The 23,111-nt window shown below is 62.0% G+C and carries 20 protein-coding genes and 1 pseudogene; 12 read left to right on the top strand and 9 right to left on the bottom strand.

Annotated elements, in window-relative coordinates:
* Window positions 1–13 precede the first annotated feature (13 nt).
* The 5 genes and pseudogenes from petA to AC04SH_RS14275 all read right to left on the bottom strand — a co-directional run bounded on the left by petA (window position 14) and on the right by AC04SH_RS14275 (window position 4,320).
* Window positions 14–495, bottom strand: a pseudogene (gene petA, locus AC04SH_RS14295) (ubiquinol-cytochrome c reductase iron-sulfur subunit).
* A 1,690-nt stretch (window positions 496–2,185) separates the two neighbouring features.
* On the bottom strand, window positions 2,186–2,359 hold the full coding sequence (locus AC04SH_RS14290; RefSeq protein ID WP_477231917.1) for a hypothetical protein: 174 nt from the start codon (window positions 2,357–2,359) through the stop codon (window positions 2,186–2,188).
* A gap of 32 nt (window positions 2,360–2,391) precedes the next feature.
* Window positions 2,392–3,519: a WD40 repeat domain-containing protein gene (locus tag AC04SH_RS14285; protein WP_477231916.1), complete on the bottom strand. Its 1,128-nt coding sequence runs from the start codon at window positions 3,517–3,519 to the stop codon at window positions 2,392–2,394.
* 13 nt (window positions 3,520–3,532) lie between these two features.
* Entirely contained in the window at window positions 3,533–3,850 is a 318-nt protein-coding gene (locus tag AC04SH_RS14280; protein ID WP_477231915.1) for a hypothetical protein, read from the bottom strand.
* Window positions 3,847–4,320, bottom strand: coding sequence for a hypothetical protein (locus tag AC04SH_RS14275; RefSeq protein ID WP_488575505.1), 474 nt, complete (start codon window positions 4,318–4,320; stop codon window positions 3,847–3,849). Before AC04SH_RS14275 ends, AC04SH_RS14280 begins: the two co-directional genes overlap by 4 nt.
* Before the next feature lie 555 nt (window positions 4,321–4,875).
* On the opposite strand from AC04SH_RS14275, the gene AC04SH_RS14270 reads away from it, so the two are divergent.
* From AC04SH_RS14270 to AC04SH_RS14225, 10 genes are all read left to right on the top strand, one after another.
* Entirely contained in the window at window positions 4,876–6,549 is a 1,674-nt protein-coding gene (locus AC04SH_RS14270; RefSeq protein ID WP_477231913.1) for an aromatic/alkene/methane monooxygenase hydroxylase/oxygenase subunit alpha, read from the top strand.
* A gap of 54 nt (window positions 6,550–6,603) precedes the next feature.
* Window positions 6,604–7,665, top strand: a complete 1,062-nt coding sequence (locus AC04SH_RS14265; RefSeq protein ID WP_488575504.1) for a 2Fe-2S iron-sulfur cluster-binding protein — start codon at window positions 6,604–6,606, stop codon at window positions 7,663–7,665.
* Window positions 7,666–7,713: 48 nt separating this feature from the next.
* Window positions 7,714–8,772, top strand: a complete 1,059-nt coding sequence (locus AC04SH_RS14260) for an aromatic/alkene monooxygenase hydroxylase subunit beta (RefSeq protein WP_477231911.1) — start codon at window positions 7,714–7,716, stop codon at window positions 8,770–8,772.
* 16 nt (window positions 8,773–8,788) lie between these two features.
* Entirely contained in the window at window positions 8,789–9,160 is a 372-nt protein-coding gene (locus AC04SH_RS14255) for an MmoB/DmpM family protein (RefSeq protein WP_477231910.1), read from the top strand.
* A 71-nt stretch (window positions 9,161–9,231) separates the two neighbouring features.
* The gene (locus AC04SH_RS14250) at window positions 9,232–10,254 is read left to right on the top strand and encodes an amidohydrolase family protein (RefSeq protein WP_477231909.1); all 1,023 of its coding nucleotides are present in this window, start codon (window positions 9,232–9,234) and stop codon (window positions 10,252–10,254) included.
* A gap of 5 nt (window positions 10,255–10,259) precedes the next feature.
* Entirely contained in the window at window positions 10,260–11,057 is a 798-nt protein-coding gene (locus AC04SH_RS14245; protein WP_488575503.1) for an iron-sulfur cluster assembly protein, read from the top strand.
* Window positions 11,058–11,134: 77 nt separating this feature from the next.
* Window positions 11,135–12,766: a molecular chaperone GroEL gene (gene groEL, locus AC04SH_RS14240; protein ID WP_477231907.1), complete on the top strand. Its 1,632-nt coding sequence runs from the start codon at window positions 11,135–11,137 to the stop codon at window positions 12,764–12,766.
* Between the two features lie 31 nt (window positions 12,767–12,797).
* On the top strand, window positions 12,798–13,841 hold the full coding sequence (locus AC04SH_RS14235; protein ID WP_488575502.1) for an NAD(P)-dependent alcohol dehydrogenase: 1,044 nt from the start codon (window positions 12,798–12,800) through the stop codon (window positions 13,839–13,841).
* A 71-nt stretch (window positions 13,842–13,912) separates the two neighbouring features.
* Window positions 13,913–14,602 (top strand): MIP family channel protein, encoded by a 690-nt coding sequence (locus AC04SH_RS14230; protein WP_488575501.1) that lies wholly within the window; start codon window positions 13,913–13,915, stop codon window positions 14,600–14,602.
* Window positions 14,603–15,238 carry a DUF1097 domain-containing protein gene (locus tag AC04SH_RS14225; RefSeq protein WP_488575500.1) on the top strand — a complete coding sequence of 212 codons (636 nt, stop codon included), beginning with the start codon at window positions 14,603–14,605 and terminating at the stop codon, window positions 15,236–15,238. It begins immediately after the preceding gene.
* A gap of 104 nt (window positions 15,239–15,342) precedes the next feature.
* On the opposite strand, the gene AC04SH_RS14220 is transcribed toward AC04SH_RS14225, so the two are convergent.
* From AC04SH_RS14220 to AC04SH_RS14205, 4 genes are all read right to left on the bottom strand, one after another.
* Window positions 15,343–17,430, bottom strand: a complete 2,088-nt coding sequence (locus AC04SH_RS14220; RefSeq protein WP_488575499.1) for a sigma-54-dependent Fis family transcriptional regulator — start codon at window positions 17,428–17,430, stop codon at window positions 15,343–15,345.
* Between the two features lie 101 nt (window positions 17,431–17,531).
* Window positions 17,532–18,005, bottom strand: coding sequence for a hypothetical protein (locus tag AC04SH_RS14215; protein ID WP_488575498.1), 474 nt, complete (start codon window positions 18,003–18,005; stop codon window positions 17,532–17,534).
* 419 nt (window positions 18,006–18,424) lie between these two features.
* Window positions 18,425–18,748: a hypothetical protein gene (locus tag AC04SH_RS14210; protein ID WP_488575497.1), complete on the bottom strand. Its 324-nt coding sequence runs from the start codon at window positions 18,746–18,748 to the stop codon at window positions 18,425–18,427.
* Window positions 18,749–18,801: 53 nt separating this feature from the next.
* The gene (locus tag AC04SH_RS14205) at window positions 18,802–19,920 is read right to left on the bottom strand and encodes an NAD(P)/FAD-dependent oxidoreductase (protein WP_488575496.1); all 1,119 of its coding nucleotides are present in this window, start codon (window positions 19,918–19,920) and stop codon (window positions 18,802–18,804) included.
* Between the two features lie 114 nt (window positions 19,921–20,034).
* Here AC04SH_RS14205 and AC04SH_RS14200 point away from each other — a divergent pair, with 114 nt between their 5' ends.
* Together AC04SH_RS14200 and AC04SH_RS14195 are read left to right on the top strand one after the other, a co-directional pair.
* Window positions 20,035–20,940 (top strand): LysR family transcriptional regulator, encoded by a 906-nt coding sequence (locus AC04SH_RS14200; RefSeq protein WP_488575495.1) that lies wholly within the window; start codon window positions 20,035–20,037, stop codon window positions 20,938–20,940.
* A 90-nt stretch (window positions 20,941–21,030) separates the two neighbouring features.
* Window positions 21,031–23,109, top strand: coding sequence for a hydantoinase/oxoprolinase family protein (locus AC04SH_RS14195; RefSeq protein WP_488575494.1), 2,079 nt, complete (start codon window positions 21,031–21,033; stop codon window positions 23,107–23,109).
* Window positions 23,110–23,111 lie beyond the last annotated feature (2 nt).

Below are 23,111 nucleotides of genomic sequence, written 5' to 3'. Positions count from 1 at the left end.
AATGTCCTCTGCCTCAGCCGATACGGATCTTGGTGTCGGAAATGAATTGGAACACCGGCACCGCCATATTCTCCGGTGCCGGGCCTTTGCGGATGCGTCCTGCGTTGTCGTATTGCGACCCGTGGCACGGACAGAGCCAGCCGCCGAGATCGCCTTCCTGGCCGAGCGGAATGCAGCCCAGATGCGTGCAAACCTGGACCATCACCATCCAGGCTTCCTTGCCCGGCGCAGTGCGGTTGGCATTGGTCGCCGGCGCATCGGCCGGCAAATTGGCGTTGCGGGCGAGTGGGTCCTTGAGGTCGGTCAAATTGACCGCCTCGCTATCCTTGCACTCCGTTTCGGTACGGTGCGCACGACGACGGGCTTGCCGTTCCAGTTCACGACCAGCGATCTTCCGGGCATCAGAGAAGAGACGTCGACCTCGACCGAGCCCAGCGCCTTGGCGGGCAATGCGTGGTCGGCAATGCCAGTTTCCCGTTCGGAAAGGTCGGCCATGATGACGACTCCTATACTGTTGAAAAGTTGCCTCCATGGCGTTTGCGCCAATCGAGCAAACCAAGGGCCAGGGCTACGCTCTTCGAGTTTGGCTCAATGTAGAGCTGGAATATGCCGGCGGTGGCCGGATGTGAGCCATCGTGCCAAGGGCAAGAACGTCCAATACTTTCGTTTATGACCTTCGGAGCGAAGGATGGCAGGACAGTCTAGGACGCTATGCGCGGTCGTATGGCAAGTAATGCGCGGCGAACTTGTCGTACCGCGTTGCGAGCCGACGGCCTGTCATGGGTGACCCATACCCTGCAACGCGGAACTAATTTCCCTGGTTTTGGAAACGAATTCCCTGATCGTTGCGCTAGGGAATTTGAGCTTAAGCACTTGAAAGCACAAGCCAATCACAGCTTCGATTTGGTGAATTTTGCTGCTTCTCGCGAAGTTTCCCTGTATTTTGTTGTTTATCAGGGAATTCGCTCGGAGACGGGTTCGCTTCAGACTGTCACCACCACCAACTTATTATAAATCAATGGCTTACGCTTAATTATTCGAGTTTGAATTGAGCGTTGTCGGGTAAGTCTCTGCCTTTTGGGTGAAATGGTTTTGGGCTCGTCCGTCAATTTTCTCCGTCTCGCTGATGGCACCCGTCACACGTAGCTCAACAACTCCGGCTTCGAAAGGCCCTGCAACGATGCGTGCGGTAATCGGCGGCAACGACGTGCAATTAGGCCGGTTCTGAACTCGGCCACGGCCTCAAAATGCTCGAAGGCGCTCGCCATTCGGTTGATCTCTGCCGATCTGGCAGCCGATTCCGATGGAACTCTTTTTGAAAGTATCCAGCCCGGTAGGGGCAAAGGCGCTGCGGAGGCGCCTTCTAGACATTCAGTCAGGCAACGAGACACCGACGGAGGGCGGCTCTCGCGATAGCGACCGGGGACCACTTCAGCCATCTCCATTGTTTGCGAGATTTATGGCATAGAGGCCGTATGCAGATCTCGGGCATTGGCAGGATCATCTTCTGGTCTGGCGGAAGTCTTTGGATCGGGCAAGCAGTTGGCCTGATTGAGTGTCACTCCCACCATGCCATTCAGGTCAGCATGGGCCGATCCGATCGCGTGCAATTCCGAACGAGTGATGTGGCGGCCTGAGTATCCTATGGCGCGGCTTTCATTCCGTCCGACCTTACGCACTCGTTCCACGCACCGGGCAAGACGGTTGCCAACCTCTTCTGCGAGCCGGAGTCTGTGCCCTTTTGGGGTAGTGGCCGCGTAAGCCATTGCCGCTACACGGAGCCAGCTTGGTCCGCCAACACCCGAGTGCCAGCCGATGACTTCAGATGGTGACCTGTTCAGCCATTGCCGTCAGGTCCTAACATCATCCACTCCATCTTTGGCGCAAGCCACGGGGCAAGCTTGAGGAACCGCGGCAAGGCTCTAGCCACGTCAGGTAGTGACTTTGTATGTACCGATAAAGGCATGGTAGCCCCGGAGGCTGGAAATATGCGCTCGCCGACGTGGAAGCTGGCGCCGAGGCTTTCAGTCATTCAAGGACAGCTTCTCCGCGGCACCCCCGTGCCGCGAGCATGGCTAGTTAGAAATCAGCGAATGTCCGGCGATCAAGGCGACCACCAGGCTATGGCGCCGGCTGAGGCTCCTTCGGAGCCATGGCCTGCGAGCGCAATTGATCGGTTATGAGCCTAGTTGGTCTTCAATTGGCCGACTCGGTTTTCGGCAATCCAGCGGGCGGCAAGCACTAAGGCGCCCATACTGAAATCCTTGCCGTGCTTGGCCACCATCTCTTCCGACAGCTTGGCGAGCCGATCAAAAAATTCGTCCTTGCTCTCGTCCTCGGCGGTGAGTTCGGTCTGCATTTCGTCCTCCTGTTTCGTGCGGACTGCGGCCGCTATTTGAACATCTGCGCGGGAAAGGTGGCGATCGCGGCGGTGCCGTCAACGGTGCCGATCGCCAGATGCCGACCGTCAGTGGACCAGGCAAGCGCGGTGACCGCGCTACCCAAGGGCGTGACAAGGAGTTCGTCCCGCGCGCCGATCTGGGCGATGGTGATGCGGCCATTGGCGTAACCCGCGGCAATCAGCTTCTTCTCCGGATGCGCCGCCATCGCCTCGACCAGGACCAGCCCGGCGCGGCCCGTCTCCAGTGCGCCCGAGGTTTCGCCGTCAACTGGGGGAGCGGCCATTGACCAGCCTGCGATCCTGAAGGCGCCCGAGGCAAACAATGCATTCGCTGGCTGGCTCCAGCACACCGTGCGGACCGGCGATGGAAATCCCGCGACGATGTCAGCTCGGCCATTGGCCAGGCTGACCAGGGCAAAGCCGCCTGTCTCAAGCCCGCAGGCCAACCACGTGCCGTCGTCGCTCCAGCGGATCGACAGCGGGCGCGCCGGAAGAGAGACGTCGCGGATCAAGGCGGGATCGCCTTCGACCGCCCAGATCGACAGTCCGTCATCGAGCCCGCGAGCGAGGCGCCGCCCGCCTGGCGAGAAGGCCAGCGCGTCCGCCGACGATGTCGTGGCATGCTTCAGCTTCACGGCATCGCCCTGGCCGCACGACAGGAAGACATCATGTCCATTGCTGACAGCCGTCATGCCCGCCCTGGGGCTATGGTCGATGGCCACGATTGGCCCGTCGATCTTGACCAGGGTCTCGGCGACTTCACCGCCGGCGGTCAGATGCAACACGTCGCCGCTCGCCGCGCCGACCAGGAAGCCGGAATGCGCATAGGCAACGAGCGGCACATCGCCATCCGAGAATGCCGCCGTGGCGATCGACGGCACTGGCGGTTTCTCTCTCGGCCGGATCGTCGTCTGCCCGAGATCATTGCTCACCCTGAGCCGCGATTCCGGTGGCTCGTGATCCGCGACCGTGGCAATGGCGACGGTTCCGTCCACGGCGGTGAAAGCGGCCGCTGAACCGTCGGTGCTGAAGCGCAGATCGGCGATCGCCGATGGTCGTCGCCAGCTACGGGCCAGAAGATCGAACAAGGTCAGGTTCTGCATCGTCTGCTGGTTCACGGTCTCTCTCCCATCAGTCTTCGTTCGCCGCTGCGGCAAGCCGGCGATCGACGTCTTCGACATCAACTTCGGCCGCAACGATGCGGTCCTCGCAAGCCGTGCATGCCTGCATGATCGTCGCCGCGCTCTCTTCAGCCTCATGCAAGTCCCGCACCAGTTGCGCGCTGGTGCCGCTTCTGCCGATCTCCAGCTCCAGGCGCAGCACGTCCATTTCGATACCGGCGCGTTTCTGGTTGAGCCGCAACGCTTCCGCAGTGAGGGCGGAGACGCTGGCGACAAGATCGAGCCGGCGAGCAAGCAGCGCGTCACGCCTGTCGGATTCTCCGGTCATTGTTCGCTCCCCAAGGATCCCTGCGGTTTTTCGAAGGCCGACAGCAATTTAGGCAACGTGCCGGCCTGCGACTGGAATTGTTTTTCGGCCGTCTCAATGTGGCTCTTGAGTTGATCCCAGATGTCGACGCGGATCATCGATGTCGTGTCGCCGGTCAGGTGCTCGATCTCGTCGACACGGAACTGCCGCGTCAATGAAACGCCGGAAAACACGAAGTCGCGCAGCAGGATCGCGTGGCTTTCGATGAATAGATGGATCATCGGATGCGTCTCCGTGGTGACGCCGCCGACGGCGAGTTCGGCCCGGATGAAATCCTGGAAATGGCTCTGCAGTCGTTGCTGGCTCTCGCCCATGAAGCGCATGACAAACACCAGATCGCGCGGCATCAGCTTGACAAGATCGCCGGTGACGCCGTCGGCATGGCTGGACATTGGTCCGCGCGGCTCGCTTCTGTCTTCATCGCTAGGCATGGTCTCTCTCCAGCGCCAGGCCCGTCGATGGGCCGAGGCCTCCAAATAGTAGAGAAAGTTCAAGAATCAAATAGATGATATGTATTTCGTTTTTTGCTGCACTTGCTAACTAAATATGTTGCAGTTGCGAAATATACCGTAAATATTACAGGCGTAAGTTACATCTGTAAAAGAACGTTACAGTTTGCCTTCAACTCAAGCACCGAAAGAGCGCGGGTTTTGTTTGAGCGCCGGCCGCGGGCGTCATTTCGAAACTGGCACGACGCTTGCTTTGTATCTTTCCACAAGAAGCCCATCGCGCTTTGACGCGGTGCCAAAAGAACGAAGGAACGGAGGAAGCAGGCCGCTTCGATACGCCAACCGCATATGCGGTTGGCGCTGCGGATCCTGCCAGACGCCTCGAGAACCTTTGCCGCGATCCACTTGAATGGCCGGACCATGAGTCGCGCCTGAATGCGCAACCCTTTGTCATGCCGTTCGCATTCTCACTTGCGGTGCTGTGTGCCGCTTCATGCCGGGGTCAAGGGACCTGCGGCTCAAACCTGGTGGAGGCTTATGACCATGACGTCTCTGACGCTCAACAAGATTACCTCGCAACGCGGAATCTCCGTCGGCGAGGCGACCAAGAAGATTGCCGATCTCGGCTGGAATCCTTCCTACGTGCAGGAAGCGATGACGTTTCCCACGGACTACAAGATCAACAAGACGCCGCGCGATCCGATGAAGCAGGTTTTGCGGTCGTACTTCCCGATGCAGGAAGAGAAGGACAACCGCGTCTACGGTGCGCTCGACGCGGCATTGCGCGGCGACATGTTCCGCAACGTTGAGCCGCGCTGGGTCGAGTGGATGAAACTCTTCCTGGCCATCATTCCCTTCCCGGAAATCTCCGCCGCCCGCTCGATGGCGATGGTTGCCCGTATCGCGCCCGGTGAGGAACTCAGGACCGGCTTCACCATGCAGATGATCGACGAGTTCCGTCACTCGACGATCCAGATGAACCTGAAGAAATGGTACATGGAGAACTACATCGATCCGGCCGGCTTCGACATCACCGAGGAAGCCTTCGGAAAATGCTACGCGACGACCATCGGCCGGCAGTTCGCCGAAGGCTTCATCACCGGCGACACGATGACCGCCGCCTGCATGTACCTGACCGTGGTCGCGGAGACCGCCTTCACGAACACCCTGTTTGTCGCCATGCCTTCGGAAGCCGCCCGCAACGGCGACTATGCGCTGCCCACCGTCTTCCTGTCCGTGCAATCCGACGAAAGCCGGCACATCGGCAATGGCCACTCGCTGCTGATGGCGGCGCTCAAGGAGCCGGAAAACCACCTCCTGCTCGAGCGCGACCTGCGCTACGCCTTCTGGCAGAACCACGCGATCGTCGATGCCGCGATCGGCACCTTCATCGAATACGGCACCACCAACCGCGACAAGAACAAGGAGTCCTACGCGGAAATGTGGCACCGCTGGATCTATGAGGACTACTATCGCACCTACATGCTGCCGCTCGAGAAATACGGCATCAAGGTCCATCACGACGACGTTCAGGCGGCCTGGGAGCGCATCACCAAGAAGAACTATGTCCACAAGGTCGGACAGTTCTTCGCGGTCGGCTGGCCGGTCAATTTCTGGCGCATCGAAGCCCAGACCGACAAGGACTTCGAGTGGTTCGAGCACAAATATCCGGGTTGGTACGCCGAATTCGGCGACTTCTGGAAATGGTATGCCAAGCTAAGCCACAAGGGTGAGAAGGTGCTGCTGTTCAACAGCGACGTCGGCTACGTCTATCCGCACCGCTGCTGGTCCTGCCTCGTACCCTGCCTGATCCGCGAGGACATGGTGGTCGGCGAGATCGACGGCCAACTCCATACCTTCGCCCACGAGCTCGACAAGTGGACCGCAACGGTTGCTTTCGCCGACGAGTATCAGGGCCGGCCGACGCCCGCGATGGGCCGCTTCAGCGGCAAGCGCGAGTGGGAGACGCTCTATGACGGCTGGGATCTGGCCGATGCGATCAAGGACCTGAACTTCGTCCGTTCCGACGGCAAGACGCTCGTCCCGCAGCCGCATCTGCGCTTCGACGACAAGGAGATGTGGACGCTGGACGACGTGCGCGGCAACAAGCTGGGCTCGCCGCTCAACGCGCTGCGTGCCATGTCGCCCGCGGATCGTGAGAAGCACCTGGCGGACTACGCCAAGGGCTTCACCATCAATCCCTGCAACTGATCAGGCCAAGGGGGGCGGGTTCGTCCCGACCCCTTCCTTTTACTGGAGGTCCGTATGTCGGAAACCCACACGGTCAGGCTAAGCCCAGTCGGCGTCGAGTTCGACGTCGAGCATGGTGAAACGGTGCTCAACGCCGCGTTCCGCCAGGGCATTGCGCTGCCGCACGGCTGCAAGGAAGGGCAATGCTCGGCCTGCAAAAGCGTGTTGCTCGAAGGCGAAGTCGACATGTTGAAATACTCGACCTTCGCGCTGAACGACATGGAGAAGGAGAGCGGGCACGTGCTGTTGTGCCGCTGCATCGCCTTCTCCGACCTGGAAGTCGAGCTTCTCAACTACGACGAGGAGATTCTGGCGAAAGCGATCGCCGTGAAGACGTACAAGGGCCGGATTGCTCGGATCGAGCACCTGACCCACGACATTCGCGGCATCGAGATCGAACTCGGCTCGCCGATGAAGTTCTGGGCGGGGCAATATGTCGACATCACGGTTACCACGCAAAAAGGGGAGACGATTACGCGCTCGTTCTCCATGGCAAATACGCCGGACCAAACCGAAAAACTCTCCTTCATCATCAAAAAATACCCTGAGGGAAAGTTTTCCGGAGAACTCGATTCCGGAGGCATCGAAGCCGGAGCCGAAGTCACGGTCGTCGGACCTTACGGAACCTGTTTCCGCCGCGACGAACGGCAAGGACCCCTGATCCTGGTCGGCGCCGGTTCGGGCATGTCGCCGATCTGGTCGATCCTCAACGACCATCTCAAGAGCGGCGAGAAGCGTCCGGTCTATTTCTTCTACGGCGCTCGCACCCGCAACGACCTGTTCTATTTGGACAGGATCGCCGAGCTGGTCCGCAATCATTCCGACGTCACCTTCATTCCCGTACTGTCGCACGCGAATGATGACGCCGAATGGGAAGGCGAACGCGGTTTCGTACACCAGAGTGTCGACGCCAAGCTCAAGCAACTGGCGGTCGACGGGCAGGGCGATGTCCATGCCTGTGGCCCGCCGCCGATGATCGATGCGCTGCAGCCGGTCCTGTTCATGAACGGGTTCGAAATGGAGCGGATCTTCTTCGACAAGTTCACCACATCGGCAGGTGCAACGCCGGCCCATTAAAGGGCCGGCCATGCCAAGCCAACCACACTGCAACAAGGGAGAGAGACTATGCCTGCAACCTCGAGTTCAGTCGGATCAGGAGCCGCCGGCGCGGCAATCTTCGCCGACTCCGACAGCCGGAAATACCGGTATTTCGACCCGAAAGGCCAGCGCGCCACCCACTACGAGGACATGACGGTCGACGTTCAGCCCGACCCGGAACGCTACCTGATCCAAGACTGGATCATCTCGTTTGCCGACGGCAAGGGGGCCTATGTCAAGCAGAACACCGCCGCGCAGAGCTCCAACTGGCACGCCTTCCGCGCTCCCGACCAGGAATGGGAGCGCACGCACTACCAGCGCCAGTCGAAGATCGAGACGATGGTGCAGAGCGTCATCAACAACGCGCGCAAATCGGGCACCCCGAAGACCTTCGACAAGGCCTGGGTCAAGATCCTGCAGACGCAGCTCGGCGCCTGGAAACATGCCGAATTCGGACTCGGCACATCGCTGATGCAGGCGCAGCGTTACGGCTACACCCAGATGATCAACAACGCGACGCTGACCAACTCGTCCTACAAGCTGCGGCTCGCCCAGGACATCACGCTCTACCTTGCCGAGATCGGCATGGATCTTCCCGATTGGGACGACGAGCTCGGCAAGAAGGCCTGGCTCGAGGACAAGAACTGGCAAGGCACGCGCGAAGCGGTCGAGACCATCATGGGCGCGACCGACTATCTCGAGCAGTATTTCGCCATCAACATCATCTTCGAGCCGCTGGTGGGCGAAGTGTTCCGCTCCGGCTTTCTGATGCAGATTGCCGCCGCCAACCATGACTTCATCACCCCGGCGGTGATTTCGGCAGCCGAGGCCGACTATGAGCGCAACCTCGCCAACACGATCGACCTCATGCACCTGCTCGCCAATGACGAGAAGCATGGCGCCGCCAACAAGAAGCTCTTCCAGGGCTGGGTCAGGAAACACGGCGCGCTCGCTGACAAGGCAGCCACCGGCCTGCAGCCGATCTGGTCGATGCCGCATTCCAAGCCGGTCGCGTTCACTGACGTCCGCGCCAAATCCGAAGAGCGGATTGGCCAGATCCTCGGTGAACTCGGCCTCAAGCGCTGAAACAGGAGAAATCGTCATGTCACTATCAGCACGCGACGCAACCCATTCCAACATCTTCAAGGCGATGAAGGACATCACCTTCGAGCAGACGATTTCGCATCAGTGCGGCGTCACCATGAACGACTCCGTCGAGGCCAGGGCCATCGCCGAATTCATGGGTAAGAAGCCAGGGGTGACCATCACCTATCAGCCGGCCCTGATCCGCATCGACGGTGACGGCAAGCTGATCTTCAAAATGGATGCGATCGGTGAATATCTCGGCCGCGAGATTTCGGCCGAGACCTTCGAGGTCAACACCTCCACCCACTACGGTCGCATGGTTCGCGTCGACGACAACACCGTGATCCTGTTCGGCAACATGGACGAGATGTTCGAATACATCGAATAGCCGCCAAAAAAGGGCGCGCCGCCTGGTTGCGGCGCGCCGATCCGATCAACACGCATCTCGCGGAGAGAAGAATGTTTAGGACACCGGAAGGCAAGGATATTTTCGTGGTCGACGGCCACACCCATTTCTGGGACGGCAGCCCGGAGAACCAGAAAAATGTCCACGGCAAGCAGTTCATCGATTGCTTCTACGCCTATCACACGGGGCTGAGCCCCAAGGACCAGCTTTGGGAGAAGAGCAAGTTCGAAAAGTACAGCGCCGATGATCTCTATCGCGACCTATTCATCGACGGTCCCGACGATGTGGCGATCGTGCAGTCGACCTATCTCAAGGACTTCTACAAAAACGGCTTCAACACGATTGAGCGCAACGCCGAGGTGGCCAAGCGCTATCCGGAGCGTTTCATCGTCAATGGCGCCTTCGATCCGCGCGACGGCGAGAAGGCGCTCGAGTACATCCACTTCCTCAAGGAGACCTACAACGTCAAGGGCGTGAAGATGTACACGGCCGAGTGGAACGGCGCTTCCAAGGGCTGGAAGCTCACCGATCCAGATGCCTACAAATGCTTCGAACTCTGCGACAAGCTCGGCATCAAGAACATCCACGTCCACAAGGGCCCGACCATCCTGCCGCTCTCGAAGGATGCGTTCGACGTCCATGACGTCGATCATGCGGCGACGGATTTCCAGGGCCTCAACTGGATCATCGAGCATTGCGGCCTGCCCCGCCTTGACGATTTCTGCTGGATCGCGACGCAGGAAACCAATGTCTATGGCGGGTTGGCGGTGGCGCTACCCTTCATCCACGCACGCCCGCGCTATTTCGGCGAGGTCATCGCCGAGCTGCTGTTCTGGCTCGGACCGGAGAAAATCCTGTTCGGTTCCGACTACGCGATCTGGACGCCGCGCTGGCTGGTCGAGAAATTCTGGGCCTACCAGATCCCCGAGGATATCGCCGCAGAACGTGGCGTGCAGCTGACCGACGAGATCAAGGAGAAGATCCTCGGCCTCAACGCCGCGCGTCTCTACAACATCGACATCGAAGCCAAGAAGAAGGCGCTCGCCAGCTCGCCCTTCAGCATCGCGGCGGAGTAGGAGCCATGGCAAGCGCCAGCGTTTCCGGTGACCGCGAGAAGGAAATCTGGCGGCGCCTTGGTGAAGTCAACGACCCGGAACTCGACGAACCCGTCACCGAGATGGGGTTCGTCGAGCGGACCGCGGTGAAGGGCGATGGCAGCGTGGAGGTCGATTTCCGCCTGCCAACCTACTGGTGCTCGCCCAACTTCGCGTTCCTGATGCTGGACGGCGTCCGCAAGGCGCTCGACCAGCTCTCCTGGGCGCCGGCCTACCGCGTCAAGCTGCACGACCACATGTTCGCGGAAGAGGTCAATCGCGGCATGGAGGCCGGCAAGACATTCGGCGACATCTTCGCCGTGCTTGCCGAGGACCAGGATCTTGGCGCCTTGCGCGAAACCTTTGCGATGAAGGCTTTCAAGCGGCGCCAGGAGGCGGTCTTGCGCGGCCTGCGGCTAAACGGTCTGACCGATCGCGAAATCCTGGGCATGGACCTGGCGGCATACGACGTCGCCCGGTTCGAAGCGGGCGACGCTGCCAAACAGAAGCCGCGATACCGAGCGGCTCTGCTCGAGCGTTTTGCCGACAGCCGGGCGGACGATCCTGTCTTCGTGACATGGGATGGGCAACGCATACCGGCTGACGCGCTCAGTGCCCATCTCGCCGAACTGCGCGGCGTGCGCATCAACATGGAGTTCAACGGCGCGCTGTGCCGTGGGCTCAAGCAGACCAGATACAAGGAACTGGATGTGATCGACGGCGAACCGACGCTCGTCGATTTCATTCTGGATCGCGTTCCGCCCGGGACCGCGCCGACCGCCTGAAGCAGAGCCGACAGCAACGGCCTCCCTCGCACGAGGCCCCTAACCAACAACCCGCCCGTAAGGCGGAAGGAGGAATCATGCCCAAAATAATGCTTCACAATTCCGAGGCCCGCCGTGCTCTCGCCCGTGGCGTCTTCCGGTTGGCCGCTGCCGTCGAGCCGACGCTCGGCCCTAAAGGCATGAACGCCATGATCGACCGGCCGATCGGTACGCCGATGGTGACCCGCGACGGTGTCAGCATCGCCTCCGAGATCGAGCTGCACGACCGTTTCGAAAACATGGGCGCGCAGGTCGTCCGCGAAGTGTCGATGCAGACCAACGAGGTCGCTGGCGACGGCACCACGACGGCCATCGTGCTCGCGAACGCGCTCATCCAGGGTGGTGTGGAGGCGAACGAACGCGGCGTGAAATCCGTCGATCTGTGCAAGGGCATCGACCTTGCCGTGGCCTCCGTGGTGGCGGCGCTCAAGGCTTCTGCCAAGCCTGCCAAGGGCAACGGCATTCTCGCTTCGGTCGCCAACATCGCGGCAACCAATGCCAAGCTTGGCGCGCTGGTGGCGGAAGCCCATCAGCGGGTAGGGGCTGAAGGCGTCATCACCACCGACTTCAGCGTGACCACTGAGACCACGCTCGATGTGGTCGAGGGCATGTCCTTCGAACGCGGCTACCTCTCGCATCACATGGTGACGGATCAGGAGAAGATGGAGGCGGTTCTCGAACGGCCCTACATCCTGATGACCGACCTCAAGATCAAGGAACCCGAGGCGCTGGATGCGGCTCGTCGCATTGCCGACGAGGCTGGTCGGCCGCTGCTGATCGTGTCCGAAGAAATGTCGCCGGAAGTGGTGGTGACGCTGCTCGGCAAGCAGGGACCGGGACGGTATCTCGTGGTCCACCCGCCGGAATATGGCCATTGGCGCAAGGCGATGATGGAGGACCTGGCGATCATCACCGGCGGCAAGGTGATCGCGCGCGACCTTGGTGGCCGGCTGGAGGACATCACCGCCGACGATCTCGGAACGGCTGACCGGGTGAAGACCAGTTCGTCCTACACCTCGATCATTCGCGGTGGCGGCGACCATGCGGCAATCGCATCGCGCCGCGCCCAGGTGCAGCGGCAGTATGAAGCCTCGCCGCCGAACATCGACCAGGACAAGCTGCGCGAACGCCTGGCCAAGCTCTCTGGCGGCACCGCGATCCTTTATGCCGGCGGTGTCACGCCGGTCGAGCAGAAGCGAACCATCCAGCTGATCGAGGATTCGCTGAATGCGGTGCGCGCCGCCTCTGAAGAGGGCGTGGTCGCCGGCGGTGGGTCGGCGCTTGCCCAGATCGCGCCGCTGCTCGACAAGGTGGCGGCAGGCGTCGAAGGCGATGTCGCTGAAGGCGTGCGCCTGGTGCGTTCGGTGCTGTCGCGGCCGCTCTGGCGTATCGCCGCCAATGCCGGCGCCGATCCCGAAGCGGTCGTGGCGGAAGTCACGCGCATCAACGGCGGCTACGGCTACAACGCGTCCTCCGGCGCCTATCAGAACATGTTCGAGGCCGGGATCATCGATCCGGTCCGCGTCACCTACACGGCGCTCGCCAACGCAGCTTCGGTGGCGACGCTGATCCTGACCACCGAAACGCTGATTGGCCATCTCGCCGAGGACGAGGACCCGACAGCCGGACCGGCTCGCGGCGGCGGCTCTGAGAAGCTCGGCCGCGCCTAAGCAAACAATCTCGACGTGAAAGGATACGACGATGAAAGCTGCCAGACTCTACGAATACGATCCGCACATGAACGTCCAGCTCAGGATCGAGGAGGTCAAGGCGCCGACGATCACCGCCCCCGACGAGGTGATCGTGCGGGTTGGTGCTGCCGGTCTCTGCCGTACCGACCTGCACATTATCGAGGGCGTCTGGAAGCCGACCATGGACCCCGAAGGCACGCTGTTGCCTTACATCATGGGCCATGAAAATGCCGGTTGGGTCGAGGAGGTCGGCAGCGGCGTCAGATCGGTCAAGCGCGGCGACGCGGTGATCTGCCATCCCTTCCGCTCATGCGGCATCTGCCTCAATTGCCGCCATGGCGAAGACATGTATTGCGACAATGGCCAGTTCCCCGGCCTTGGCATGAATGGCGGTTTCGCCGAGTACTTCATCACCAGCGAACGTTCGCTGATCAAGCTGAATGCCAACATCACGCCGATCGAAGTGGCGCCGCTGGCCGATGCCGGCATCACCGCCTACCGCGCCGCCAAGCGGGCGGCGAAACTGCTGCGACCAGGCAGCTATTGCGTTCTGCTCGGCATAGGCGGGCTCGGTCATATCGCGCTGCAATCGCTGCACGCCATCTCGGGCTGCCGCATCATCGCCGTCGATCGCGAGCCGGCAGCACAGGTGTTGGCCAAGGATCTTGGCGCCGACTTCGTCCTCGATGGCGGGCCGAATGTCGTCGAGGTGGTCAGCCAGATCACCGGCGGCGGCGCCCATGTGGTCATTGACTTTGTCGGCGAACTCGGCGTCGAGAACATCTGCTGGAAGATGGTTCGCAAGGGCGGGCAACTGTTCGTCGTCGGCTATGGCGGCAACATCAACGTACCGACCGCGCATCTCGTCATCGAGGAGATCAACATCGGCGGTAGCCTAGTCGGCAATTTCACCGAGCTTGTCGAACTGATGGAGCTCAACGCCGACGGCAAGGTGAAGATGCACTACACCGAATACAATCTCGCCAACATCAACACCGCGCTCGACGATTTCAAGAACCGGCGGTTCACCGGTCGCGGCGTCATCGTACCCTAAAACATTTGGACCGGACTTCGCGCGGACGGGTGCGGCGTCCGGTCCCCCCCATCATCCAGAGGGAAAAAGATATGAACAAATACATCTGTGAATTCATGGGAACCTTCGCGCTGGTCTTCTTCGGCTGCGCAACGGTTCTGTTCATGCGCTCCGAGGTTGGTCTACTCGGCGTCGCCTTCGCGTTCGGCTTGTCGGTGGTGGCGATGGCCTATTCGATCGGACCGATTTCGGGCGCCCATCTCAATCCGGCTGTCAGCCTCGGTTTCTTCATCTCAGGCCGCATGAAATCGAACGATCTTATTGGCTACGTCGTTGCGCAATGTGTTGGAGCGACAGTCGCATCGGCGGTGCTTTATGTGATCGCGCAAGGCAAGGGTGGCGGCTATGATGTGGCGGCGAACGGCTTTGCCCAGAACGGCTGGTCGACCTACTCGGTGACCTCGGCGTTCCTGTTCGAGGCGGTCGCCACCTTCCTGTTTCTGCTCGTCATCCTTCGCGTCACCGCCGAAGGCGGCGCCGGCCCTCTGGCCGGCCTGGCGATCGGGCTGACGCTGGTCATGATCCATCTCGCGGGCATTGCCGTTTCCGGATCGTCGGTCAATCCGGCCCGCTCGCTCGGCCCGGCGCTCTTTGCCGGCGGCGCTGCACTGTCGCAGCTCTGGCTCTATATCGTGGCGCCGTGCCTTGGCGCGGCCGCAGCCGGATTGGCATTGCGCGCTGGGGTGATCGGCGCGGGTGAACCGGCGGCTCAGCCGGCCTGATTGCTTGCCGGACCCGGCAAGCTTTTCTTCCTGAACCCCGTGGCTGATGCCATGGCGTTTTCCGTGTCGGGACGTCAGCGAAGCGCGATCCTGAAACGAGTTTCTTTGCTTCGAGCTTTGGAAAAACGGGAGGACAATATGGATCTTATCACAGGGTTGGCCGTCGTCATCGGCATTATGGGCGGCATTGCAACGTGGGCAGCGATCACCATCGGCAACCCCTATCTGCTGATCTGGGCGGTATTTGTCGGCTGGGGGAGTTTCTATCACTGTGGCGGCAAGGAAGCCGGTTTCAAGAATTCGGCGGTCGCAAACCTCTGGGGAGCGGTCTGCGCCGCCGGCGCATTGATAGCACTGACCTCCATTGGTGTTACGGCGATCATGGCCGGTATTTGCGTCGGCATTTCAATCGTCGTCCTGATACTCGCCGCCAAGCTGCCATTGCTGAGCGCCATTCCGTCAGCGGTCTATGGCTATGCAACGACCGCCGCGCTTTTTCTACTTGGCGCGGCCGCCTATGGCGAAGGCATCAGCGGCATCACCAAGGTCGCGGCCGCTGTGGTTATCTCGCTGATCATCGGCAACATCCTCGGCTACGTCTCGGAGAAAATGACCGGTGCTGTCGTAAAGGCCTGATCATTGCCGCGGCCGCTGCCTGAAGGCAATCTCGATTGATGAATTTCCCAACCCCGCGGCGCGAATGCCGCGGGTTTTTTGTTGTGCCGGTGAATGGAGTTGGCCTAGAGGAAACCGCGCCGGATGCCGTATTGTCCGAGCTTGCGATAGAGCGTCGGCCGCGAAATACCGAGCCTCAGGGCGACCTTGCTGAGATTGCCATTCTCGGCCGCAAGCGCGTTCTTGATCGCCTGGCATCCTGCATCCTCGAATGTGCACACCGGTGCTTCGAGCATGGCTGCGGGATGATCGCTGTGCATGGTCATATTGTAGCGATCGCCGGCACTGATTTCCCCGGGAAGATCCTGGAGCCCGACAGCCCCACCGCGCGCCAAGATGTGCAACCGCCCCACGAGGTTCTTCAGTTCGCGCACATTGCCCGGCCAACGATAGGCGAGCAACGCATCCAGCGCTTGGTGCGAGAATTCCAGCGGGTCCTCGCCCGATGCGGTGGCGATCTGCCGGTTGAAGTGTTCGATCAGCAGCAGCACATCCTCGCCGCGCTCGCGCAGCGGCGGGACAGTGATCGAGACCGCGCCGATTCGATAATAGAGATCGCGGCGGAAGCGGCCAGCGGCAACTTCCTGCTTGAGATCGCGATTGGTTGAGGCAACCAGGCGCACATCCACCGGGCGACTCCGGCTGTCGCCAATGCGGTTGACCACGCGCTCTTCCAGGACACGCAGCAGAAACGGCTGGATCTCGAGCGGCAATTCGCCGATCTCGTCGAGACTGAGGACGCCGCCATTGGCGAGCTCGAAAACGCCCGGCTTGCCCTCACGCGAGGCGCCGGTAAAGGCGCCGGCGACATGGCCGAACAATTCACTGCCGAACAGATCCCTGGTGATTGCCCCGCAATTCATCGCGATGAACGGATCGTTCGCGGTGCGCCGGCTGCCGGCATGGACGAGCCGCGCAAACAGCTCCTTCCCGGTCCCTGTTTCACCTTCGACCAACAGCGATGTGACGCTGCCCGACCGGGCGACGCGGCAGGCGACGTCGATTGCGGCCTGCAGCGCTTCGCTCTCGCCGACAATCATGGCGACAGCATCCTGAAGATGCTTGTCCACTTCCCGGTGGACCACTGCCACGCTGGAGGCTGCCGGCACGGGGGGGAATACCAGCGCCGCGCCGCGCAGGTCGCCGTCGAGCTTGAGCGGCGTGATGTGGCAGGATCGCAGATGGGCCGGCAGCGCCTTGGCCAAGTCGGCGTCGGAGCCGGAGGATGGAAGGTTCATCAGCCAGCGGCCACGACCTGGCTCCATCGGACCATCCATCATCTCGGTGGTCTCGCCGTCAGGCACGTTTTTGCAGAAGATGGCGCGGCCGCGATGGTCGACGATCACCAGCCCGTCTTTTCGGCGGTAGCTGGGAGCCGACGAGATGAAGGCTTCGAGCAGGCGCGTGCGCTGTTCCTGCTGCTGTTCGGCCAATGCCTTTTCGATCTGCCGGGCTGTGGCGGCGACGAGCGCGGTGTTGTGTGGCCGAAAGATCGGCGAATAACCCGACAGGTCGACCACACCGATGATCTTGCCGTCGAGCGGATCGCGGATCGGCGCGCCGGCGCAGGTCCAGGATTTGATGCCGGCGCAGAAGTGCTCGGCCGCATGGACGAAAGTCGGCTCTCCGGTCCACAGCGCCGTGCCGATGCCGTTGGTGCCGACGGCGCCCTCGTTCCATTTGCCGCCGATGGCGAGATGGATGTCCATGCCGTCATGCAGCGTTTTCTTGTCGCCGATGGCGTCGATCAGCACGCCGTCGCTGTCGGCCAGAACCAGCATAGCGCCTGTCCCGTCCAGCAACTGGCCAAGGGAGGCGAACGACCGGCGCGCCGCTGAAAGCAGTTCTGCATTGGCGCGGGTCAGATATTCGATCTCGTCGCGATCGCTGCTCAGCGGCGCTTCAATCCCTTGAGCGTTGATGCCGCCAGTGGCGCTGCGATACCAGGACTCGTGAATGAGGGAGCGGACGTTGCCTGGGTGGACCGGGTCGCGGGCACATTTGGGCTCGTCGGCCAGAAAATCTTCCCAGGCGCGCATGGTGGCGCGCTCGTCATAATCGATGTTCCCCAGAAGCATTTGCCCGGCAGCAGCCGACGCACGCGCCGGAAGAGCATCGATCTTCATCTGGTTGGGGCCTATCTCGCGTTTCATTCAGTCATCACAGAACCTTCGAGGCATGCCATTTCTGTATGCTGTCGCGTTCGTATGCTGCCGCGGTTGGACGTGAAGAGCACGCCCAGGCGTCTGCCGGATCAGTCGATGCCAAGTTTCGCGCCTATGTCGGCGGCAAGCTGTTCTTCGGTATAGGTGGCGGCGAGGCGTGATCCGTCCAGGCCCGCAAGCGCCTCGGCGACGGCTTCGTCGACCGGCGAGAAGAAGCCATTCTGCTTTGTCGCCAGCACGAATATCTGCTCCTCGCCGCGGCTGCGGATGTCGCCGATGTGATGAAGTTGGCGGCCTGTGTTCTGATCCTTCGAAATCACGCGGCCGTTCATGGTGACCTGGATGGACGGCTTGGCTTCGGCCACAGGCGCGGCACTGCCACCAACATGGATGATCAGGCCTTCCGCCTTTGGTTGCTGGCGTGGCTTCCTCGAAGCCGAATAGCCGCCGCCGCTGATCTGGTCGGCAAGGCGAACGATGGTCGAGCGGTTCTGCTCGATCAATCTTTTGACCTGAATGTCCTCGCGCCTCGGGCCATCCCGCTTGGAGATGATTTCGACCATGAATCCTCCCAGATTCGCTCAGAGTTGCCGTCGATACGGCTCATTTCTTCTTTTGAGGTGAACTCTACACCGCCCCGGTGGAGTTCGCCATTTATATCACGCACATAGCGCCAAAATTCGGGTCGGTGGTAGCAGGCGGCTGCTACACCGGACGTTTTGAGCAATGTCCGCGGGTCAGGCTGCCTTGTTCGTCATTTCCGGGGGGGCGCTGTCCTGCAGCGTCTCGACCAGGAGCCGCGCTTCTCGCGTTTGGGGTGATGATCGGACGGAGGTTTTGCTGACCAACACCGCAAGTCACGGCACTATAAGGAACCATACGGGGGGTCTTCTGATTTTGGCCCACGAAAAACCCAATGAAACCAATGCTCTTAACACGGTCCTCCGGGCCAACAAATTTGTTACAAATCAGTATGTTACTCTTAATTCTTTGAGTTTGAATTGAGCGTTGTCGGGTAAGTCTCTGCCTTTTGGGTGAAATGGTTTTGGGCCCGTTCGTCGATTTCTCCGTCTCGTTGATGGCAACCCGTCACACGTAGCTCCACCTCATTGGTTTCGAAAGGCCCTGCAACGATGCGTGCGGTAATCGGCGGCAACGACGTGCAATTGGGTGGGTTCTGACTTTCGGCCGTCCAGGCCCTCCGGTGCCAGGGCTGGCCGTTGGTGGCCAAATCATCGAGGAAATCTTCGTGCCTTGAGCGCGACGCCCGCTTGATATCTTCACTCGAAGGCGTGCGAGTGATCATCCCGCCTTTCGCGGCAAAGGAGCCATCGTTGCTGGATGTCGCTCGCTGCTCGTTCAGGCAGCGCTGGCGAAGCGATCGACCCTGAAATCGTCGAGTGGCGTTTCGCAACGGTCGGTCATGATGAGTTCGGCGATGGCGTCGCCCACGCCCGGACCGAGCTGGAAGCCGTGTCCGCTGAAGCCGAAGGCGTGGAACAGGCCTGGCGTCGTTGCCGAGCGCCCCATGACCGGCAGCATGTCCCTGACATAGCCCTCGCAACCGGACCAGGTTCGGATGACCGCGACCTTTGCGATTGCCGGCAGCAGCCGCGCGACCGCGCGCAATTGCAATGGAAGGCGCATGGGATCGGCGACCGCGTGGCCGGGATCCAGATCCACCGGCACCCTTTCGGCCGCACCGCCGAAGACGATGTTGCCGCGTTCGACCTGGCGCAGATAGGCGCCATAGTCCTTGTCGCGCGTCCAGATGCCGACCACCGGCAGGATCCGATACGGCAGCGGCTCGGTCACGCCCATCTGCGGGCCATAGGCGTCGAGCGGGACCTCTTCGCCGAACTGCGCAGCGATGCGCGCGCCCCAGGCTCCGGCGGTGTTGAGCAGGCAGCCGGCGGCGAATTTACCTTTCGAGCTGGCGACAAGGAAACCGGAGCCCGTGTGAGTGATCTTCTCGACCTCGGCTCCCTCGATGATTTCCGCGCCCAGCTTGCGGGCAGAATCGGCAAAGGCGGGCGCGATCAGCCGCGGATTGCCGCTGCCATCTTGCGGAGAGAACGATGCCGCGATCGCTTCGGGACCGAGGCCGGGAAAGCGGGCACAAATCTCGCGTGGACCGAGTTCCTCCAGCTCAAGGCCCCAGGGGCGCGCCGCCTTGGCATAGGCCCGCATGTCGGCGAGACTGCCTTCATCGAAGATCAGCCGGATGTGACCGGTGGCGCGGAATTCGACGTCGCGGCCAAGCATCTTTTCCGCCTCGCCCCACAGCTGGAGCGAGCGGTGGGCCAGCGGCAGCTGGGCCAGGTGGCGTCCCGTGCGGCGGATGTTGCCGAAGGAGGCAACAGTCGCTCCGGTACCGATCCGGTTGCGCTCGATCAGCGTCACGCGCGCCCCGCGCCTGGCAAGGAAATAGGCCGAAGCCGTCCCCATCAGTCCGCCGCCCAGCACGATCACATCCATGGCGCGGCCTCTTGCAAAACAGCACTCTATCCTTTGACTGATCTTGTCCGCGCCGTGGCATTGCGTCAAAGATGGGTTTGGACAGAACCCATAAGCTTTACCTATGGAGTGGCAATGCGGGCCCGGCAGCTCGAAGTGTTCATCGCCGTCATGCGCGCGGGCACCGTGACCGCCGCGGCGCGGATTCTGAACATCTCCCAACCCGCACTCAGCCAGATCCTGCTCCACACCGAAGACGAACTCGGCTTCACCCTGTTCGAGCGCGTTAAGGGCCGGCTGCGGCCGACCCCTGAGGCGCTCGAGATCTTCCCTGATGCCGAGAGGTTGTCGGCGGGGCTGGAGGGCTTGCGCCGCAAGACCACCGACCTGCGTCTGGGCCGGACGGGGCTGGTACGGGTCGCGGCCTCGCCGCCGCCGGCCATGGCGATCCTGCCGCGCGCTTTCACCAGCTTCCGGGCATCGCACCCCAACATATTGCTGCGTTCCCATAGTGCGCCGATCGCCGCGATCGTCGATATGCTGCGCGCCGGCGATGCCAGCCTTGGCGTGGCCATGGACGACCGCCTGCCTCCCGATATCGAGGCGGAAGTGATCGGCAGCATCGGCTTCGCATGCCTGCTCCCCGCCGGGCATCCGTTGGCCCGGAAGACCAAGCTGACGCTCGCCGATCTCGCCGGCGAGGAATTGATATCCTATCGCGGAAACACCCGTCCCGCCGACGAACTGGCGCATGCTGCCCGCGCGCAGGGCGTGGCGCTTTCGCCGTCGCTCGAGATCGACGTGTCCATCTCCGCGGTCGGCTTCGTCCAGGCTGGTCTCGGTATCGCGCTCGTCGATGCATTGCTGCCGTGGCACCAGTTTGCCGGGCTTGACGTCAGGCCGGTCGCGGCGGGGCCGGAATTTCCGATCGCGCTGCTGACGTCACGCACACGGGCTCTTTCGCGGGCCGATGAGATGATGCGCGACCAAATCCGTGCGGCCTGTTCCGCTGTTCTGGGCGGCGACAGGGCAAAGGCATAAGCAAGCCTTATATGCTTGCCCATCATACGTCTTGGACCCGGACCATCCAGTCGTGCCAGTTTTTAGGCGGCAGACAGGAAGGGACGCATCATGGATGGTGCCATCGAGCCGAATGAGGCGCAGAACGGAGCCGATTGGAAGGTCGGCGTCGACATCGGCGGGACATTCATCGATTTCTGCGCGCTCGAAGCCCGCTCCGGCCGCGTCGCCTCGCTGAAAGTGCTGACGACGCCGGAGGATCCGGGCGCCGAGCTGATGACGGGCCTTTCGCTTCTGGCCGAACGCGAAGGCTTCGATCCCACCCTTATGACGCGCTTCGTGCATGGCACGACCGTCGGCATCAACACCATCATCCAGCGCAAGGGCGCGCCGCTGGCGCTGTTCACCAATGCCGGCTTCGAGGACGTCATCGAACTCGCGCGGCTGCGCATGCCGGACATGTATTCGCTGTTCTGCGCGCGGCCGGACCCGCTGATCTCGCGCGACATGGTGTTCGGCATTCCGGTCCGCATGCGTGCCGATGGCAGCGAATCCCAAGCGCCGGACATGGCGGCGGTCGAGAGAGCGGTGGCAGTGGCGAAGGCGAACGGGGCGCAAGGGATTATCGTGTCCTTCCTCCATGCCTGGCGCAACGGCGCGCAGGAAGCCTCCGTCAAGGCGATGATCGCGCGTCTCGCCCCCGACCTCTTCGTGTTCTCCTCGGCCGAGGTGTGGCCGGTCATCCGCGAATATGAGCGCAGCTCGACCGCCATTCTCAATGGCTATGTCCATCCGCGCGTCTCGGGCTATCTGACGGCGCTGGAAGAGCGGCTGAAGGACCGCGGCGTACCGGCCCGCCCCATGCTGACGAAATCGAACGGTGGGCTGATGAACGCCGCCGAGGGCAAGCGCGCCTGCGTGAACATGCTTTTGTCGGGAACGGCCTCCGGCGTCATCGGCGCCTCGTGGCTGGCGCGCCAGGCCGGCGAGGACAAGGTTCTTACCCTCGACATCGGCGGCACCTCGGCCGACTTCGCGCTCATCATCGGCGGCGAGGCGCAGTTCGGCACCGGCGAGCTGATCGGCGAGTTCCCGCTCCATATCCCCTCCGTGTCGGTCAGTTCGATCGGCGTCGGCGGCGGCTCGATCGCCAGCGTCGACGCGCAGGGCGTATTGCGCGTTGGACCGGAATCGGCCGGCTCGACGCCGGGACCGGCATGCTACGGCCGCGGCGGCGAGCGGGCGACGGTGACGGACGCCATGGTGGTGTGCGGATGGCTCGGTCACAGCGAGATGGCCTACGGCCAGCTCAGGATCGATACCGGACTGGCGCATCGCGCGGTCGGCGACCTTGCCGCCCGGCTCGACCGACCGGTCGAGCAGACTGCGCAGGCGATCCTCGACATTGCGGTGTCGGAGATGTTCGTCGAGGTCGAGAAACTCGCCTCGCGCGCCGGCGTCGACTTGCGCGATTTCACGCTGATGCCTTTCGGCGGCGGCGGCCCGATGCTCGGCGCCTTCCTGGCCTGCGAACTCGGGATGAAGCGCGTCATGGCGCCCCGCCGTCCCGGCGTGGTGTCGGCGCTGGGCGGGTTGGTGGCGGATCTACGCGGGGACTTCATCCGCACCATCTTCAGCCCGCTGTCGAGCATGTCGCTTGCCGGAATTCGCGAGGCCTTCGAGGCCCTGGCACGTGAGGGCCGCGACTGGCTCGCGGCGCAACGTCATGACGGGGAGGCGGAGCTCAATCTGTCCTGCGACATGCGCTATGTCGGACAGAGTTATGAGATCGAGGTCGTCCTTTCACCGGAATGGCTGACGGACGGCAATGCGGCCGCCATCGCGCAGGCCTTCCATCTCACCCATCAGCAGCTCTACGATTTCCACGACCCGGACGGCGAGATCGAACTTGTGAATGTCCGGCTATCCGCCGTAGGCGCGGGGCCGAAGCTCTCCTTCCCGGAGACAGACGAGATCCGTGCCGCCGCCGTTCCGGCGCGCCGGCTCCCGGTCTATACGGGCGCTGGCGTCGAGACCGTCGACCTCCACGACCGGCAGGCCCTGGTGCCGGGCAGCACGTTCCACGGGCCTGCGGTGGTCGTGCAGGAAGACACCACCTTCGCAATTCCCGCTGGAGCACAGGCACGGGTCGACCGTCACCTCAACCTTTTGCTGACCTTCCCGGAGTGATG

Source organism: Mesorhizobium sp. CNPSo 4688 (assembly GCF_057784295.1).
Note: the sequence above shows the minus strand (reverse complement) of the source record. Positions and strands in the feature narration are given on the sequence as shown.

Bases quoted from the DNA above. Each gene is read 5' to 3' on its own strand.
- AC04SH_RS14260 (WP_477231911.1), top strand. From the start codon at position 7,714: ATGCCTGCAACCTCGAGTTCAGTCGGATCAGGAGCCGCCGGCGCGGCA.
- AC04SH_RS14245 (WP_488575503.1), top strand. From the start codon at position 10,260: ATGGCAAGCGCCAGCGTTTCCGGTGACCGCGAGAAGGAAATCTGGCGG.
- AC04SH_RS14220 (WP_488575499.1), bottom strand. From the start codon at position 17,430: ATGAAACGCGAGATAGGCCCCAACCAGATGAAGATCGATGCTCTTCCG.
- AC04SH_RS14275 (WP_488575505.1), bottom strand. From the start codon at position 4,320: ATGCCTAGCGATGAAGACAGAAGCGAGCCGCGCGGACCAATGTCCAGC.
- AC04SH_RS14290 (WP_477231917.1), bottom strand. From the start codon at position 2,359: ATGCAGACCGAACTCACCGCCGAGGACGAGAGCAAGGACGAATTTTTT.
- AC04SH_RS14215 (WP_488575498.1), bottom strand. From the start codon at position 18,005: ATGGTCGAAATCATCTCCAAGCGGGATGGCCCGAGGCGCGAGGACATT.
- AC04SH_RS14280 (WP_477231915.1), bottom strand. From the start codon at position 3,850: ATGACCGGAGAATCCGACAGGCGTGACGCGCTGCTTGCTCGCCGGCTC.
- AC04SH_RS14235 (WP_488575502.1), top strand. From the start codon at position 12,798: ATGAAAGCTGCCAGACTCTACGAATACGATCCGCACATGAACGTCCAG.
- AC04SH_RS14205 (WP_488575496.1), bottom strand. From the start codon at position 19,920: ATGGATGTGATCGTGCTGGGCGGCGGACTGATGGGGACGGCTTCGGCC.
- AC04SH_RS14265 (WP_488575504.1), top strand. From the start codon at position 6,604: ATGTCGGAAACCCACACGGTCAGGCTAAGCCCAGTCGGCGTCGAGTTC.
- AC04SH_RS14200 (WP_488575495.1), top strand. From the start codon at position 20,035: ATGCGGGCCCGGCAGCTCGAAGTGTTCATCGCCGTCATGCGCGCGGGC.
- AC04SH_RS14270 (WP_477231913.1), top strand. From the start codon at position 4,876: ATGACCATGACGTCTCTGACGCTCAACAAGATTACCTCGCAACGCGGA.
- AC04SH_RS14210 (WP_488575497.1), bottom strand. From the start codon at position 18,748: ATGATCACTCGCACGCCTTCGAGTGAAGATATCAAGCGGGCGTCGCGC.
- groEL (WP_477231907.1), top strand. From the start codon at position 11,135: ATGCCCAAAATAATGCTTCACAATTCCGAGGCCCGCCGTGCTCTCGCC.
- AC04SH_RS14195 (WP_488575494.1), top strand. From the start codon at position 21,031: ATGGATGGTGCCATCGAGCCGAATGAGGCGCAGAACGGAGCCGATTGG.
- AC04SH_RS14250 (WP_477231909.1), top strand. From the start codon at position 9,232: ATGTTTAGGACACCGGAAGGCAAGGATATTTTCGTGGTCGACGGCCAC.
- AC04SH_RS14230 (WP_488575501.1), top strand. From the start codon at position 13,913: ATGAACAAATACATCTGTGAATTCATGGGAACCTTCGCGCTGGTCTTC.
- AC04SH_RS14255 (WP_477231910.1), top strand. From the start codon at position 8,789: ATGTCACTATCAGCACGCGACGCAACCCATTCCAACATCTTCAAGGCG.